Here is a 16,541-nt window from a genome sequence, read left to right as displayed (position 1 = left end):
ACTGTTGGCCCGCCCGAGGCCCCACTCCCCCGGAAATCCGGCCCGCCGCCGTCGGACGGTCACCAAAAGGATGCTCCGCGTGACGCTGGCACGGACCCGCACCCGCCCGCAGACGGCGAAACCCCCGCTCCCACAAGGGGAACGGGGGTTTCTTGCATTTCTGCAGGTGTTACTTGGCCTTCTCGAGGATCTCGACCAGACGCCACCGCTTGGTAGCGGAGAGCGGGCGGGTCTCGGCGAGGAGCACGAGGTCGCCGATGCCGGCGCTGTTCTCTTCGTCGTGTGCCTTGATCTTGGCGTTGCGGCGGATGACCTTGCCGTAGAGGGCGTGCTTCACGCGGTCTTCGACCTGGACAACGATGGTCTTTTCCATCTTGTCCGAGACGACGTAGCCGCGCTTCGTCTTACGGTAACCGCGCTCGTCAGCCTTGGCTGCGTCGGAAACAGTTTCCGTCACGTTCTCGTCCTTTTCACTCACTTGGCGTCCTCCTCGGTCTCAACCGTTTCAGCCTTCTTGGTTGCAGCCTTCTTGGACTTCTTTTCTTCCTTGGCTTCCACAACCGGTGCGGCAACCTCGGCACGAATGCCCAGCTCGCGCTCACGGAGAACGGTGTAGATGCGGGCGATGTCCTTCTTTACCGCGCGCAGACGACCGTGGTTCTCCAGCTGACCGGTGGCGGACTGGAAACGCAGGTTGAACAGCTCTTCCTTGGCCTTGCGGAGTTCTTCAACGAGACGCTCGTTGTCGAAACCGTCCAGCTGTGCGGATGCAAGTTCCTTGGATCCTACTGCCATTTCTACTCACCACCTTCGCGACGCACAATGCGTGCCTTCAACGGCAGCTTGTGGATTGCCAGGCGCAGGGCCTCGCGAGCTACCTCTTCACTGACACCGGAGAGTTCGAAGAGAACCCGGCCCGGCTTGACGTTTGAGACCCACCATTCCGGAGAACCCTTACCGGAACCCATGCGGGTTTCAGCAGGCTTCTTCGTCAGCGGACGGTCCGGGTAAATGTTGATCCAGACCTTGCCGCCACGCTTGATGTGGCGGGTCATCGCGATACGGGCAGACTCGATCTGACGGTTGGTGACGTATGCCGGGCTCAGAGCCTGGATACCCCACTCACCGAAGGAGACCTTGGTGCCGCCCGTAGCAGCGCCGGAACGACCCGGGTGGTGCTGCTTACGGTGCTTGACTCGACGTGGGATAAGCATTTAAGCCTGTCCTCCTTCTGCAGCAGCAGGTGCTGCCTCAGCTGCCGGAGCTTCGGCAGCAGGTGCTGCCTCGGCTGCCGGACGCTCCGTACGACGACGGCGGTCACCACGGTCAGCGCCACCCGGGCGGCCCGGACGATCGCTGGCACCACGGCCGCGGGACGGAGCAGCAGCTGCCTGCTGAGCCAGTTCCTTGGAGGTGACGTCACCCTTGTAGATCCAGACCTTCACGCCGATGCGGCCGAAGGTGGTCTTGGCTTCGTAGAAGCCGTAGTCGATGTTCGCGCGGAGGGTGTGCAGGGGCACACGGCCTTCGCGGTAGAACTCCGAGCGGGACATTTCAGCGCCACCCAGTCGACCGGAGCAAGCGATACGGATGCCCTTGGCACCGGCGCGCTGTGCGGACTGCATTGCCTTCTTCATTGCACGGCGGAAGGCCACGCGGGAAGTCAGCTGCTCTGCAACACCCTGGGCAACAAGCTGTGCTTCCATCTCGGGGTTTTTGACCTCGAGGATGTTCAGCTGAACCTGCTTGCCGGTGAGCTTTTCGAGCTCGCCGCGGATGCGGTCTGCTTCAGCACCGCGGCGGCCGATGACGATGCCCGGACGTGCCGTGTGGATATCCACACGGACACGGTCGCGGGTGCGCTCGATTTCGACCTTGGCGATACCGGCGCGCTCCATGCCCGTGGACATGAGCTGGCGGATACGGATGTCTTCGCGAACGAAGTCCTTGTACCGCTGGCCGGCCTTGGTGCTGTCAGCAAACCAGTGCGATACGTGATCGGTGGTGATGCCGAGTCGGAACCCGTGCGGGTTAACTTTCTGTCCCACTTAGCGAGCCTCCTCTTTCTCCGGGGTAGCGACTACCACGGTGATGTGGCTCGTGCGCTTCTTGATCTGAAATGCACGACCCTGGGCACGCGGCTGGAACCGCTTCATGGTCGGGCCTTCATCAACAAACGCTTCGCTGATGATGAGGTCACCTTCGTCAAACGCCACGCCGTCGCGGTCCGCGAGGACCCGGGCGTTGGAGATTGCCGACTGAACTACCTTGAATACCGGCTCAGAAGCTGCCTGGGGGGCAAACTTCAGAATTGCCAGAGCCTCGTTCGCTTGCTTACCACGAACAAGGTTGACGACGCGCCGGGCCTTCATAGGCGTTACGCGGATGTGACGCGCAATTGCCTTGGCTTCCATTGCTTTCCTTCTCTCGTCTTTGACGTAAGTGCAGGCGCCTAGCGGCGCTTGCCCTTACGGTCGTCCTTGACATGGCCGCGGAATGTCCGCGTGGGAGCGAATTCGCCGAGCTTGTGCCCGACCATCGACTCGGTGACAAACACCGGAATGTGCTTGCGTCCGTCGTGAACGGCGATCGTGTGCCCGAGCATGTCGGGGATGATCATCGAACGGCGGGACCAGGTCTTGATGACGTTCTTGGTGCCCTTTTCGTTTTCCCTGTCCACCTTTACAAAGAGGTGCTGGTCAACGAAAGGACCTTTTTTCAGGCTGCGTGGCATGTGTCCAGGCTCCTATCGCTTGTTCTTGCCAGTACGACGGCGACGAACAATAAGCTTGTCGCTCTCTTTGTTGGGACGGCGGGTGCGGCCTTCGCGCTTACCGTTCGGGTTGACGGGGTGACGTCCACCGGACGTCTTACCCTCGCCACCACCATGCGGGTGGTCAACCGGGTTCATCGCGACACCACGGACGGTCGGGCGAACGCCCTTCCAGCGCATGCGGCCGGCCTTGCCCCAGTTGATGTTCGACTGCTCGGCGTTGCCGACCTCGCCGATCGTTGCGCGGCAGCGCACGTCAACGTTGCGGATTTCGCCGGAAGGCAGACGCAGCTGGGCGAAGCGGCCTTCCTTTGCAACGAGCTGGATCGATGCGCCGGCGGAGCGGCCCATCTTGGCGCCGCCACCCGGACGCAGTTCAACTGCGTGGATTACGGTACCGACCGGGATGTTGAGCAGCGGCAGGTTGTTGCCGGGCTTGATGTCAGCACTGGCACCTGCTTCAACTACGTCACCCTGGGACAGCTTGTTCGGGGCGATGATGTAACGCTTGGTGCCATCAACGTAGTGCAGGAGGGCGATGCGAGCCGTGCGGTTCGGATCGTACTCGATTTCGGCAACGCGGGCGTTGACGCCGTCTTTGTCGTGGCGACGGAAGTCGATCAGACGGTACTGGCGCTTGTGGCCACCACCCTTGTGACGGGTCGTGATCTTACCGGTGTTGTTACGGCCACCCTTTTTCGGGAGGGGACGTACCAACGACTTTTCCGGCGTCGACCGCGTGATTTCAGTGAAGTCCGCTACGCTCGAGCCGCGACGGCCCGGGGTAGTCGGCTTATATTTACGGATTCCCATAATTTATTTCCTCGTTAAAGTGGTCTCCGCTACGAGAGCGGACCGCCGAAGATGTCGATTGTGCCTTCTTTGAGGCTCACAATTGCACGCTTGGTGTTCTTGCGGGTACCCCAGCCGAATTTGGTGCGCTTGCGCTTACCGGCACGGTTGATGGTGTTGATCGATTCGACCTTGACGGAGAAAATCTTCTCCACGGCCAGCTTGATCTCGGTCTTGTTCGAGCGGGGGTCCACCAGGAAGGTGTACTTTCCCTCATCGATCAGGCCGTAGCTCTTTTCCGATACGACGGGTGCAAGCACGACGTCGCGCGGGTCCTTGATGGTGGCTGCACTCACTTGGCATCCTCCTCGTTCTTTGCCTTGGCGGCAACGAATGCCTCGTAGGCAGCCTTGGTGAAGACTACGTCGTCAGAGACGAGCACGTCGTAGGTGTTCAGCTGGTCTGCGTACAGAACGTGAACATCTGCGAGGTTGCGCACGGACAGTGCAGCAACATCGTTGGCGCGCTCGATGACAACGAGCAGGTTCTTGCGCTCGGACACGCCGCGCAGCGTTGCCAGTGCGGCGCTGGAGGACGGCTTGGTGCCGGTTACCAGTTCAGCGACAACGTGGATGCGGCCGTTACGGGCGCGGTCAGACAATGCGCCGCGCAGTGCAGCAGCAATCATCTTCTTGGGGGTCCGCTGGCTGTAGTCACGCGGGGTCGGGCCGTGGACAACGCCACCACCGGTCATGTGAGGAGCACGGATTGAACCCTGACGGGCGCGGCCGGTGCCCTTCTGCTTGAACGGCTTACGGCCTGCACCGGAAACTTCAGCGCGGGTCTTGGTCTTGTGGGTACCCTGGCGAGCAGCAGCGAGCTGTGCAACGACGACCTGGTGCAGCAGCGGCACGTTGGTCTGTACGTCGAAGATCTCTGCAGGCAGGTCAACCTTGACAGTGCTAGTCATTGAACTAGGCTCCCTTCACGGCGGTGCGTACGAGGACGACCTGGCCGCGGGCACCGGGAACGGCGCCCTTGATGAGGAGCAGCGACTTCTCGACGTCAACTGCGTGAACCGTGAGGTTCAGCGTGGAGTGACGAACGGCGCCCATACGGCCGGCCATTTTCATGCCCTTGAAGACGCGGCTCGGGGTGGATGCGCCACCGATTGAACCGGGCTTACGGTGGTTCTTGTGTGCACCGTGGGAAGCTCCAACGCCGTGGAAGCCGTGACGCTTCATAACACCGGCGAAGCCCTTACCCTTGGTGGTGCCAACGACGTCGATCTTCTGTCCGGCTTCGAAGACCTCAACAGAGAGCTCCTGGCCCAGCTCGTACTCAGCAGCATCTGCGGTACGAAGTTCGACAACGTGGCGGCGAGGCGTGACGCCTGCCTTTTCAAAGTGACCAGCCAGCGGCTTGGTGACCTTGCGGGGATCGATCTGGCCGTAGCCGATCTGAACGGCGACGTAGCCATCAACGTCTGCGTTACGCAGCTGGGTGATGACGTTTGAGTCAGCCTGGACAACAGTGACGGGGATGAGCTTGTTGTTCTCGTCCCAGACCTGGGTCATGCCGAGCTTCGTGCCCAGCAGGCCCTTTACGTTACGGGTTGCGGTCATAGTCTCTCAGCACCTCCCTACAGCTTGATTTCGATGTTCACGTCGGCGGGCAGGTCGAGACGCATAAGCGAGTCAACAGCCTTCGGCGTGGGGTCGATGATGTCGATCAGACGCTTGTGCGTGCGCATTTCAAAGTGCTCGCGGCTGTCCTTGTACTTGTGCGGAGAGCGGATAACGCAGTACACGTTCTTCTCCGTCGGCAGGGGCACGGGGCCAACTACCGTTGCGCCTGCGCGCGTGACCGTCTCAACGATCTTCCGTGCTGAAACGTCAATGACCTCGTGGTCATATGACTTCAGCCGGATGCGGATTTTTTGTCCCGCCATGTCGCCTGACTCTCTTTCAGTCTGTGCTTCCCCTGTTTGGGGCTGCCCTGTTTACTTACGCGTTGTGTGGCTGCCGAAGCATTTGAAGTCTTAACTACCACCCGCCGCACAAGCTGAATCCGGAAGAATCCGGGTTCCTCAACCTGCCGGCGTAACCGACCCCCGCGGTCGGGCGTGTCGCGCTGTGCACGCGTACTCGTCCGCAGTTCCATGGGGAGTGGGTTATGTTTGGGCTCCTACTTGGACCCTGACACCCGGCATTATCCGGATCGGGACGCGAAGGAGCGCTTGAACAACTCATCTAGTATGCCGGATTTTGCGGGCAGAAGCGAATCACGCCATCCAGGGCAGCGTGCGGCCGCCGGCTTCCCGGGTCATTGCCTTCAGCAACGGTCGAATGGATGATAGGGGCATGACTGTGCAGAACTCTGCGGCGTTGCAGAGCCTGGCCGAGCGGCTGGACCCGGATTTCATCCTGGGTGTGGCCGCCGCCGCGTTCCAAATCGAAGGATCCCTCAAGGCGGACGGCCGCGGACCCTCCGGCTGGGACGCCTTCGCCGAGAAACCGGGCAGCATCATGGACGGCCATTCCCCTGCTGTCGCCTGCGACCACTACAACCGCTCCGGCGAAGACGTTGCCCTGATGCGCGACCTGGGCGTTGACTCGTACCGTTTCTCCATTTCCTGGCCCCGGATCCAGCCGGACGGCCGCGGCCCCTTCAACAGCCAGGGCCTGGACTTCTATGACCGGCTGATCGATCAACTGCTTGACGCCGGCATCTCACCGATGGCCACGCTGTACCACTGGGACACTCCCCTGCCGCTCGAGCACAGTGGCGGCTGGCTGAACCGCACAACCGCGGAACGCTTCGCCGAATACAGTGCCGTGGCCGGTGAACGCTACGGGGATCGCGTGGCGCAATGGGTCACGCTGAACGAACCGGTGTCGGTGACGCTCAACGGTTACGCCCTGGGTGTGCATGCTCCCGGCCATGACCTGCTCTTTGATGCGCTGCCGGCGGTGCACCACCAGTTGCTGGGCCACGGACTTGCCGTGCAGGCCCTGCGCGCAGCCGGTGTGGTCGGGACTGTCGGGGTGACCAACCTGCACTCCCCCGTGCGCCCTGCTTCAGGCAAACTCACCGACAGGCTTTTGGCCAAGGTTTTCGACCTGATGCTGAACCGGGTGTATGCGGACCCCATCCTGCTCGGCAAGTATCCGAAGCCGCCGCTGCTCGCCAGGCCGTGGTTCCGGATCCTGTCCGGGGCCAAGGATGCCGATCTCCGGAACATCCACCAGCCCATCGACTTCTACGGCCTCAACTACTACTACCCGGTCAAGGTCGCCACGGGGCGGGGGCCGGCCGACAGCCCTGCCGGCACGGCCGAAGCCATGGCCCGGGTGCCCTTCCATTTGGCGGCGTTCCCCGAGTATGACCTGACCGGCTTCGGCTGGCCCGTGGCCCCTGACCACATCGGGGTGCTGCTGCGCGAAATGAAGGACCGGTACGGCGACGCACTGCCGCCGCTGTACATCACCGAGAGCGGCGCAAGTTTCCCGGAACCGGAACACGTGTCCGGTCCCATTCCGGACACCAACCGGATCGACTACCTGGCGGGCCACCTGAACCATGCACTGGCCGCCACGTCACCCGGCGGCCTCGCCGAGGACGTAAAACTCCTGGGCTACTACGTGTGGACCCTGCTGGACAACTTTGAGTGGGCCGCCGGCTACTCGCAGCGCTTCGGGCTGGTCCACGTGGACTTTGACACGCTGGAGCGGACGCCGAAGGAATCCTTCTACTGGTTCCAGGCTCTCAGCAGGGCACGAAAGGCCTGATTTAGGGCCTACTTGTTCTTGTTGGCCCGGTTGATGCGCTTTGCCCGCTCGATTTCCTGGCGGAAGTGCTTCTTCGCCCAAAACACGCCGGCAACGACTGCAGCGGCGACCAGAAGGAAGATTAACCATTCCATGATGCTGTCCTTTCGTTGTCAGCAACCCTACCAAGGCTTTGCTAGGAAATTTCCTGCCGCCGGTCGGGAGCCGGCGGCCCTTCCGGCAACGGCGATTCATGGGCCCGCTCCACCGGCTCGGCCCGTGCCAGCTTCCACAGTGCGAAGGCGATCAGTCCGACGGCGATCAGCGCCAGGAGGGCGAAGGTGTAGGACCGAAGGGCCCACACCAGGCACAGGGACACTCCGGCCGCACCCCACCAGACGAACATCCGCTCCGCCATGAGCAGCCCGGACAACAGCAGTGCAGCGTGCAAGGCCAAAACCCACAGTTGCTGACTCCCCGACCCGCCCCACAGTATGCCCAGACCGCTGAGCCCAAGCAGCGTGGCGCCGGAAGCCAATAGGGTGCGTCCCGCCGTCCTGAATCCGGCTGCGAAGCGAAGCGCCGCCAATCCTGCATCCAGCCCGACGTACCACTGCACGGCCCAGAACGGGGCCTGCAGGTGGCCATCCGTGACGAGCACTGCACGCTGCACTGCAACGGTCACCACGAATGCGCCGATTTCAGAGGCCACTCTCCGCATCCCGACCGGAACTTCCCGCACGATCGCAGCCACGGTCACGGCAACCAGCAGGGCCGCCATGAGAGAGGTCGCATCGCTCTTGAAGCCGGCGAGGGCAGCCGCTGCCAGCCCAAGCGCCCCGGCGCTGACCAATGCCCGCCGCCGCACTCCATCTTGTTTCCTGAACGCGAAGCTGGCCCCGTAGAGGACCAGCGCTGCCGGCCCGCAACCCGCAAGCCACGGGAGATAAGCCGCCCACACCCCCTGCACGCCGGGGAACAGGGTGCCGGCAATCAACGTGACGCCTGCCAGCACAAGCGCCGCGGCCGGCAGGTAGAGGAGCGGTGCGCGTTCCGTGTGCGAGGACGTGAATCCGGTAACGGCCAAAACCAGGAGGGCAGCGCCGGTAATCCATTCCGCCGCCGGACCGGCGGTCAGCAGAGCCGTGGCGACGGGAACGGCCGCCCCTGCCAGCCAGAACCAGCGGTCCACCGGATCTGCGCCTTGCCGCTCGGCGCGCCGCAATCGTCGGCCGAACTCCCAGGCGCTGAATGCCACTGACGCCGCGAGCAGCGTCAGGGGGACTCCGTCCCAGCTCAGCAGCGGAGCCTCCAGGAGGGTTCCGGCCCCGAACTTCAGCGCCGGTCCCGCCGCCACGACGCCGAACACGCCACCGTAAACACCAAGGTAGAGGGCGCCGCGTGCGCCGAACAGCCGGTGGGCCGCGACCGCACTCAGAAGCAACAACACCAGCTCGGCGAGGACAACGCCCCGCCCGCCCTCGGCATCCTGGATGGCGGACACCCCGGCGCCTTGGAGTATGTAGGCCACGGGAAGCAGTGCCTGCGCCCCCAGGGTCAACCACACGGCCGCATCCTGGAAGGGCACCTGCTCCAGCCGGTGCCGCATGACCCAACGGACCACGTGCTGGAAGGCAAGGACGCCAGCGAAACTCAGCGATACGGCCGTGCCGGAGGCGGTGACGTCGTACGTGAAGACAATCGGCAGCGCCGCCGTGAGAATGCGGGCGGAGGCAAAGTATGCCCCCTTCGCCTGCCTCGGTTCCGCTGCGGCAACCATGACCGCGCTGTAAACAGCGAAGATCCCGAGCACAAGCTCGACGTCGGCCCAGCGGCCGCCGCTGCAGGCGAGCAGGACTGCCAGCACAGACGGCGCGAAGGCCGCCGCGGCAGGCAGTTCCCGGAACACATAACCGGACGCAGCAGCGCTGAGTGCCATAACGGCCAAGGCCAGGGTTTGTTGCCAGTCCCCCGTGTTTCCGGCAGCCGCCCCGGGCTGCAGGATCCGGGCCAGGGCAAGGATGACGGTCTGCAACACGAGGACCAGTGCGACGTCGGCAACCACCGCATCGGGGGCGCGACGGCGCGCTGCGGCGACAAGCGGGAACACGAGCTGGGCCGCCAGTGCGGCGATCAGGACGCTTGCCAGTGAGATGTCCTCGCCGGCGAACACCAGCGGTCCGGATGACTGCTGAAGCTCGCGGTACGCCATCGCCACGAGAAGGTTTGCCGCTGCCCTGGCCATCCACCAGTAGGCCCAGCGCCGGTCAATGCCGGCGGACCTCATCCCTGAGGCTGCCAAGTAGAGGAAAAGCGGCAACAGAAGTCCGGTGGCCAGGCCTGATGAGACGCCGGCGTTGGCCGTCAGGAAGGCTGTTGCCGACACTGCCAGGGGCAGCCACTCAGCTACCGTTGGCTGCCAGGGAACCTCCGTGGCGGACACCGGAAGAAGTAGGACGCCCACGGCCAGTGAGACCAGTGTCTGGACCACCAGGGCAATGGTCGAAAACAGATTCCCTGCCGTGGCGTCCGTGATGGGCAAAGCGATCAGGCACAAGGCACCGGCAGCAGTGAAACCTACCAGGGTTGGGACGGGTACCAGAGCCGCTGCACCCGCCCGCTCGGCCGCGGCGGATGCCAGCTGCTGGACCACCAGGGCGAGCGACAGGGAGAAGAAGGCCGCAGCGGGCGCGTCGCGGCTCCCGTCCATCAGTGCGGTTGTCAGGACAGGAACGGCCAGGGTCCCGGCTATCCGTGCGGCAAGGATGAAGTGCGGGAGCAGCGGTGAATGGGAAGCAACCGAGCGCACAGCCCAGAAAAGTGTTGCTGCGGCGAGCAGGTTGAAGACCAGCCAGGGGCCCAGCTGCACCCCGGCTGCCATGCCCGTTGCCAGCGCTGCCGGCGGTGCCCATTCGGCGGCTCCCCCGGCTTTCACTGCGATGTACATCCCAGCAGCGGCACCGGTCAGGACTACCCAGAGCAGCAGGTCCTCCAGGTTGCCGGGAACCTGAACGAGCATGACGAACGCCAGGACCAGTTGGGACCCGAGTGTGATGAACGAGTCCGCGTTCCAGTGCTGCTTGCCTCCCCGGGCCGGGGACCAGCGCTGCAGAGGCACCGAGGCCGCGGCAACGGCCACGGACTGCACAGCCAGAAGGGACGCAGCGGTGAACAGTCCCCAGGCGGCAGCACCTGTGAGATGCCAGGCCCACGCGGACGCCGCAACGGTCATGGCCAGTCGCGCACCGTGCATCTTCAATAGCCGGTGGCTGGCGCCGCGCACCAATGCGGCTGTGGCGAAGTACGCTCCACAGAGTGCCATGATCAGGGCGAAGTCGCTGCGCTCCAGACCCAACGGCAGAACCACAGCTGCCAAGGCCACGGCAGGAACCAGGAATGGGTCGAGGATGATGATCGGACGCAGGAACAAGGGTGCCATCCACCCGGGCTTGACCAGCGTCACCACTGTGAACGCCACCGCTAAACCGATCACGGCCGCGAAGTACCACACCAGCGGAGCGCCGAGTACGGACACCCCGGACCACGCCGTCGAGGCTACGAAGGTGAACGACAGGTACACCAGCACCCGGCTTTCGAGCCGGATGGCGGCAACCACATATGCCAGCGTTCCAGCCAGCGACGTCAGGAGCCATGCCAGGCCGGCATCCTGCACGCCAAAGTTGTACATCGCCAGGCCAGCGACGGGCACCAGCGCCAGCCCGGTGCCGGCGAAGGCAACGGCGGCAGGCCGAAGCCTCGGCGCTTTGGCATGAAGCGCTAGCCCGACACCGTAGAAGAGAGCCGTGATCAGGCAAACGCCAGCAAAACGCAGGGAGGCCGGCAGGCTGGTGCCCACAAAGAGTGCCCCGGCCGCCACCAGCAACAGGCTGGCAACATACAGCGTGGTGTTGATGTTCTGCCGTTCACGTTTGTCCTTTCTGGCCAGGCGTTCCGCGGGCGACTCCATCAAGGGAAGCTCCTCGGCAGCCGGCTCCGCAGCAGCGGGGCGCGCGGCCACCGTCACATGATGGACCGCTTCGAGGGGCTGTTGCACTGCCAGCCCGTCAAGGCTTGCCGCACTTTCGGGCGAAGTCGGGGACCCGGTGCCGGCTGCATGCCGGGCTGACACCGCGGCAACGCCTTCATGCCAGCCTTGGACATGCCCGGCCTTGAAGCCGCAGCCGTAGGCATCATGGTTCGCAGCCTTAAGTTGACGGATGGACCGGCGGGACGAGATGAGAAGGACGGCGGCAATGATGACCAGTGGCGTCATGAGGGCAGACCACATCGAGTTATTCCTTTCGGTGTCATCGCCACCAACGGAATATCTCCGACGGAGTACCCCACGGTTTATCCAGCGATTGGAATAACTCTAGCAAAAAACAGCCCCGCTGCGATATGCACGCAGCGGGGCTGTTGATAAGTCTCAGACGGCCGTCAGGCCTTCCGATCCCTGATCATCCAGTATTACTACTTGATGATCTTGGTGACGCGTCCCGAACCAACGGTGCGGCCGCCTTCGCGGATAGCGAAGCCGAGGCCCTCTTCCATAGCGATGGGCTGGATGAGCGCAACGGTCATCTCAGTGTTGTCGCCAGGCATAACCATTTCCGTGCCTTCCGGCAGGGTGATAACGCCGGTTACGTCCGTGGTGCGGAAGTAGAACTGCGGGCGGTAGTTGGAGTAGAACGGGTTGTGACGTCCGCCTTCGTCCTTGGAGAGGATGTAGACGTTAGCCTCGAAGTCGGTGTGCGGGGTGATTGAACCCGGCTTGACGACAACCTGGCCACGCTCTACGTCATCACGCTTCAGACCGCGGAGCAGCAGGCCACAGTTCTCGCCGGCCCATGCTTCGTCGAGCTGCTTGTGGAACATCTCGATACCGGTAACCGTGGTCTTCTGGACCGGACGGATGCCGACGATCTCGACCTCAGAGTTGATCGCGAGGGTTCCACGCTCGGCGCGGCCCGTTACAACGGTGCCACGGCCGGTGATCGTGAAGACGTCTTCGATCGGCATCAGGAAGGGCTTGTCGCGGTCGCGGATGGGGTCCGGAACGGACTCGTCCACAGCAGCCATCAGGTCCTCAACGGACTTGACCCACTCGGGGTCGCCTTCCAGGGCCTTCAGGCCGGAAACGCGAACGACCGGAGCTTCGTCGCCGTCGAAGCCCTGCGAGCTCAGGAGCTCACGAACTTCCATTTCGACGAGGTCGAGGAGCTCTTCGTCATCGACCATGTCAGCCTTGTTCAGTGCCACCAGCAGGTAGGGAACACCAACCTGGCGGGCGAGCAGAACGTGCTCGCGGGTCTGAGCCATCGGGCCGTCAGTGGCGGCAACCACGAGGATTGCACCGTCCATCTGAGCCGCACCGGTGATCATGTTCTTGATGTAGTCAGCGTGACCCGGAGCGTCTACGTGTGCGTAGTGGCGCTTCTCGGTCTGGTACTCAACGTGGGAGATGTTGATGGTAATGCCGCGCTGACGCTCTTCGGGAGCAGAGTCAATCGACGCGAAGTCACGCTTCTCGTTGAGAGTCGGGTACTTGTCGTACAGCACCTTGGAAATGGCGGCCGTCAACGTCGTCTTACCGTGGTCAACGTGACCAATGGTACCGATGTTAACGTGCGGCTTAGTCCGCTCGAACTTTGCCTTTGCCACAGGTTCCTCCTAGAACGTTTTCAAATGACTTACCCTTCGGTCGCGCTTGTCGCGGCCGAAACTTCAGTAAGTCTACTTGGGGGGCTTTGGATTGGTGAAATTGCAGATTCAGGAACTAATACTAGTCCCTCGAGCCTGTTCGTGCAGATGGCCGGAAACCGACCATCTGCACAGGGCTAGTTTCCAAATATGGAAACGCACCCGAGTTTGTCGCTTTGAAAGTCCGGTGGACTACTCGCCGCGGGTCTTCTGGATGATCTCGTCGGCGACAGCCTTCGGGACCTCGGCGTAGCTGTTGAACGTCATGGAGTACACAGCGCGGCCCTGGGTCTTCGAGCGCAGGTCACCGATGTAGCCGAACATGCCGGACAACGGGACGTGCGCGCGGATGACCTTGACGCCCTGGGCATCTTCCATGGACTGCATCTGGCCACGGCGGGAGTTGAGGTCACCGATAACTTCACCCATGTATTCCTCAGGGGTGCGGACCTCGACATCCATCAGCGGTTCGAGCAGGACAGGGTTCGCCTTGCGTGCAGCTTCCTTGAAAGCCATACGGCCGGCGATCTTGAACGCCATTTCCGAGGAGTCAACATCGTGGTACGCGCCGTCAATCAGCGTGGCCTTGATGCCGACAACCGGGTAACCGGCCAGGACGCCGTCGTTCAGTGCATCCTGGATACCGGCGTCAACAGACGGGATGTATTCGCGCGGAACGCGGCCACCGGTGACCTTGTTCTCGAACTCGTACATCTCGCCTTCGGACGTGTCCAGCGGCTCGATCGCGATCTGGATCTTTGCGAACTGGCCCGAACCACCGGTCTGCTTCTTGTGCGTGTAGTCGTGACGCTCTACAGCACGCTTGATGGTTTCGCGGTAAGCAACCTGCGGCTTGCCAACGTTTGCCTCGACCTTGAATTCGCGGCGCATGCGGTCCACCAGGATGTCCAGGTGGAGCTCGCCCATGCCGGCGATGATGGTCTGACCGGTGTCTTCGTTGAGGGAGACCTGGAAGGTCGGGTCCTCAGCGGAGAGCTTCTGGATGGCCGTGGAGAGCTTCTCCTGGTCACCCTTGGTGTTCGGCTCGATGGCAACCGAGATCACGGGCTCCGGGAAGCTCATGGACTCGAGGACGATCTGGTTGGCGGAATCGCACAGGGTGTCACCCGTGGTGGTGTCCTTCAAACCGATGGCTGCGTAGATGTGGCCGGCGGTAGCGCCCTCAACGGGCATTTCCTTGTTGGCGTGCATCTGGAACAGCTTGCCGATGCGCTCCTTCTTGCCCTTGGTGGAGTTAACCACCTGGGCGCCTGCTTCCACGTGACCGGAGTACACGCGGATGAAGGTGAGCTGACCGAAGAACGGGTGCGCGGCGATCTTGAATGCCAGTGCGGAGAACGGCTCTTCAGAGGACGGCTTGCGAGTGAGTTCCTTCTCTTCGTCGCGAGGATCGTGACCGATCATCGGGGGGACGTCGAGCGGGTTCGGCAGGTAGTCAACGACGGCATCCAGCATCGGCTGAACGCCACGGTTCTTGAATGCGGAACCGCAGAAGACCGGGTAGATCTCCGAGTTGATCGTCATCTTGCGGATGCCGGCCTTGAGCTCGTCGATGGAGATCTCTTCGCCCTCAAGGTATTTCTCCATGAGTTCTTCGGAGGCCTCTGCAACAGTCTCAACGAGCGTTGCGCGGTACTCTTCGGCCTTTTCCTTGAGGTCAGCCGGGATCTCGCGGATCTCGTACTTGGCACCCATGGTGACGTCACCCTTGGCATCGCCGGGCCACACCAGTGCGCGCATGTAGAGCAGGTCGACGACGCCGATGAAGTCATTCTCGGAACCGATCGGAAGCTGCATGACGAGCGGCTTGGCACCGAGGCGGCTGATGATGGTGTCTACGGTGAAGTAGAAGTCAGCGCCCAGCTTGTCCATCTTGTTGACGAAGCAGATACGCGGGACGTTGTACTTGTCAGCCTGGCGCCAGACAGTCTCGGACTGCGGCTCCACGCCTTCTTTGCCGTCGAACACGGCAACTGCACCGTCGAGGACGCGCAGGGAGCGCTCAACCTCAACCGTGAAGTCCACGTGGCCGGGGGTGTCGATGATGTTGATCTGGTTGTTTTCCCAGAAGCAGGTCACGGCGGCAGACGTGATGGTGATGCCGCGTTCCTTTTCCTGTTCCATCCAGTCGGTGGTCGAAGCGCCGTCGTGCGTTTCGCCGATCTTGTGGTTCACACCTGTGTAGAACAGAATGCGCTCGGTGGTGGTGGTCTTGCCGGCATCAATGTGGGCCATGATGCCGATATTGCGGACCTTACTAAGGTCGGTAAGCACGTCCTGTGCCACGGTGTCTCCCTTTCGGATGGACTGCACGTTCGCCGCCGGCTCGAGTGAGCCGGCGGCGTCCGGGAAGTATTACCAGCGGTAGTGTGCGAAGGCCTTGTTGGACTCGGCCATCTTGTGGGTGTCTTCGCGACGCTTCACAGCGGCACCGAGACCGTTCGAGGCATCCAGGATTTCGTTCTGGAGACGCTCGGTCATCGTCTTTTCGCGGCGGGCCTTGGAGTAGCCGACCAGCCAGCGAAGGGCGAGTGCCGTGGAGCGGCCCGGCTTGACCTCAACCGGAACCTGGTAGGTTGCGCCACCGACGCGGCGTGAGCGGACCTCGAGGGAAGGCTTGACGTTGTCCATGGCCTTCTTGAGTGCTGCTACGGGGTCGCCGCCGGACTTGGCGCGGGCGCCTTCGAGGGCACCATAAACGATGCGCTCAGCGGTGGACTTCTTGCCGTCTACCAGCACCTTGTTGATCAGCTGGGTGACCAGCGGGGAGCCGTAAACGGGATCTAGTACTAGCGGCCGCTTGGGGGCCGGACCCTTGCGAGGCATATTACTTCTTCTCCATCTTTGCGCCGTAGCGGCTGCGTGCCTGCTTACGGTTCTTCACACCCTGGGTATCGAGGGCGCCACGGACGATCTTGTAACGGACACCCGGGAGGTCCTTCACACGACCGCCACGGACGAGCACAATGGAGTGCTCCTGGAGGTTGTGGCCTACACCGGGGATGTAAGCGGTAACCTCAACGCCACCGTTAAGGCGCACACGTGCAACCTTACGCAGAGCCGAGTTCGGCTTCTTCGGGGTGGTGGTGTAGACGCGGGTGCAAACACCGCGGCGCATCGGGCTGCCCTTAAGCGCGGGAGCCTTGGTCTTTGAGACCTTAGGCGTGCGGCCCTTACGGACCAACTGGTTAATCGTAGGCACTCTCGTGTTCTCCGTTTTATCCGGAGCGGCCGCTGACAGCCGCTCTCCTTTTGCTTTGCCCCGCCGCCCGAGCTTTGAAGAATCTCCAGAGCAGCTGAGGCGAAGCCTTAATAGTCGGATCGCAGACCGGGACCCGGACTTGCGTCCTGATCGGTCCCTAGGCATGCAAAAATGTGGCATACGTTGCACAAGAACCCTGCAAACCGGAAACGTCGCTCTGGCTTAGCCTTTCAGCTCAGCCGGCGCACTCATCCACTGCCACAATAACAATTGGTATCCAGTC

Annotated in this window: 18 protein-coding genes; 1 reads left to right on the top strand and 17 read right to left on the bottom strand. The window is 62.6% G+C overall.

Annotated features, from left to right (window positions below):
- Positions 1-169: 169 nt before the first annotated feature.
- The 11 genes from rpsQ to rpsJ are packed head-to-tail and all read right to left on the bottom strand — an operon-like array spanning position 170 to position 5,516.
- The gene (gene rpsQ, locus PV761_RS04785) at positions 170-478 is read right to left on the bottom strand and encodes a 30S ribosomal protein S17 (RefSeq protein WP_051628707.1); all 309 of its coding nucleotides are present in this window, start codon (positions 476-478) and stop codon (positions 170-172) included.
- Complete coding sequence (gene rpmC, locus PV761_RS04780) at positions 475-795, bottom strand: 50S ribosomal protein L29 (protein WP_347894807.1); 321 nt, start codon at positions 793-795, stop codon at positions 475-477. The genes rpsQ and rpmC overlap by 4 nt, the downstream gene beginning before the upstream one ends.
- 2 nt (positions 796-797) lie before the next feature.
- A complete protein-coding gene (rplP, locus tag PV761_RS04775) occupies positions 798-1,214 on the bottom strand; it encodes a 50S ribosomal protein L16 (RefSeq protein ID WP_011692803.1) in 417 nt (138 codons plus the stop codon).
- Positions 1,215-2,048 (bottom strand): 30S ribosomal protein S3, encoded by an 834-nt coding sequence (gene rpsC / locus PV761_RS04770; protein WP_028269579.1) that lies wholly within the window; start codon positions 2,046-2,048, stop codon positions 1,215-1,217.
- Complete coding sequence (rplV, locus tag PV761_RS04765; protein ID WP_003803798.1) at positions 2,049-2,414, bottom strand: 50S ribosomal protein L22; 366 nt, start codon at positions 2,412-2,414, stop codon at positions 2,049-2,051. It abuts the gene before it with no gap.
- A gap of 38 nt (positions 2,415-2,452) precedes the next feature.
- A complete protein-coding gene (gene rpsS / locus PV761_RS04760) occupies positions 2,453-2,734 on the bottom strand; it encodes a 30S ribosomal protein S19 (protein WP_011692805.1) in 282 nt (93 codons plus the stop codon).
- A 12-nt stretch (positions 2,735-2,746) separates the two neighbouring features.
- Entirely contained in the window at positions 2,747-3,586 is an 840-nt protein-coding gene (gene rplB / locus PV761_RS04755) for a 50S ribosomal protein L2 (protein ID WP_028269580.1), read from the bottom strand.
- A 29-nt stretch (positions 3,587-3,615) separates the two neighbouring features.
- Positions 3,616-3,921 (bottom strand): 50S ribosomal protein L23, encoded by a 306-nt coding sequence (gene rplW, locus PV761_RS04750; RefSeq protein WP_018773664.1) that lies wholly within the window; start codon positions 3,919-3,921, stop codon positions 3,616-3,618.
- Positions 3,918-4,535, bottom strand: coding sequence for a 50S ribosomal protein L4 (gene rplD, locus PV761_RS04745; protein WP_028269581.1), 618 nt, complete (start codon positions 4,533-4,535; stop codon positions 3,918-3,920). The genes rplW and rplD overlap by 4 nt, the downstream gene beginning before the upstream one ends.
- A gap of 4 nt (positions 4,536-4,539) precedes the next feature.
- Entirely contained in the window at positions 4,540-5,190 is a 651-nt protein-coding gene (rplC, locus tag PV761_RS04740; RefSeq protein WP_347894802.1) for a 50S ribosomal protein L3, read from the bottom strand.
- Between the two features lie 17 nt (positions 5,191-5,207).
- Complete coding sequence (gene rpsJ, locus PV761_RS04735; RefSeq protein WP_003803825.1) at positions 5,208-5,516, bottom strand: 30S ribosomal protein S10; 309 nt, start codon at positions 5,514-5,516, stop codon at positions 5,208-5,210.
- 412 nt (positions 5,517-5,928) lie between these two features.
- Here rpsJ and PV761_RS04730 point away from each other — a divergent pair, with 412 nt between their 5' ends.
- The gene (locus PV761_RS04730; RefSeq protein WP_028269582.1) at positions 5,929-7,356 is read left to right on the top strand and encodes a GH1 family beta-glucosidase; all 1,428 of its coding nucleotides are present in this window, start codon (positions 5,929-5,931) and stop codon (positions 7,354-7,356) included.
- An 8-nt stretch (positions 7,357-7,364) separates the two neighbouring features.
- Here PV761_RS04730 and PV761_RS04725 read toward each other — a convergent pair whose 3' ends face one another.
- The 6 genes from PV761_RS04725 to rpsL all read right to left on the bottom strand — a co-directional run bounded on the left by PV761_RS04725 (position 7,365) and on the right by rpsL (position 16,258).
- A complete protein-coding gene (locus PV761_RS04725) occupies positions 7,365-7,490 on the bottom strand; it encodes a hypothetical protein (protein WP_268760402.1) in 126 nt (41 codons plus the stop codon).
- A gap of 41 nt (positions 7,491-7,531) precedes the next feature.
- The gene (locus PV761_RS04720; protein ID WP_347894799.1) at positions 7,532-11,623 is read right to left on the bottom strand and encodes a hypothetical protein; all 4,092 of its coding nucleotides are present in this window, start codon (positions 11,621-11,623) and stop codon (positions 7,532-7,534) included.
- 182 nt (positions 11,624-11,805) lie between these two features.
- Positions 11,806-12,996, bottom strand: coding sequence for an elongation factor Tu (gene tuf, locus PV761_RS04715; protein ID WP_028269583.1), 1,191 nt, complete (start codon positions 12,994-12,996; stop codon positions 11,806-11,808).
- 231 nt (positions 12,997-13,227) lie between these two features.
- Positions 13,228-15,342, bottom strand: coding sequence for an elongation factor G (gene fusA / locus PV761_RS04710; RefSeq protein ID WP_028269584.1), 2,115 nt, complete (start codon positions 15,340-15,342; stop codon positions 13,228-13,230).
- Positions 15,343-15,411: 69 nt separating this feature from the next.
- Positions 15,412-15,882, bottom strand: a complete 471-nt coding sequence (gene rpsG / locus PV761_RS04705) for a 30S ribosomal protein S7 (RefSeq protein WP_026531948.1) — start codon at positions 15,880-15,882, stop codon at positions 15,412-15,414.
- Position 15,883: 1 nt separating this feature from the next.
- On the bottom strand, positions 15,884-16,258 hold the full coding sequence (gene rpsL / locus PV761_RS04700) for a 30S ribosomal protein S12 (protein ID WP_009358312.1): 375 nt from the start codon (positions 16,256-16,258) through the stop codon (positions 15,884-15,886).
- Positions 16,259-16,541 lie beyond the last annotated feature (283 nt).

Source organism: Arthrobacter sp. CC3 (genome assembly GCF_039907775.1).
In the GTDB taxonomy this organism is placed as follows: Bacteria; Actinomycetota; Actinomycetes; order Actinomycetales; family Micrococcaceae; genus Arthrobacter.
This window is presented reverse-complemented; position numbering and strand designations above follow the sequence as displayed.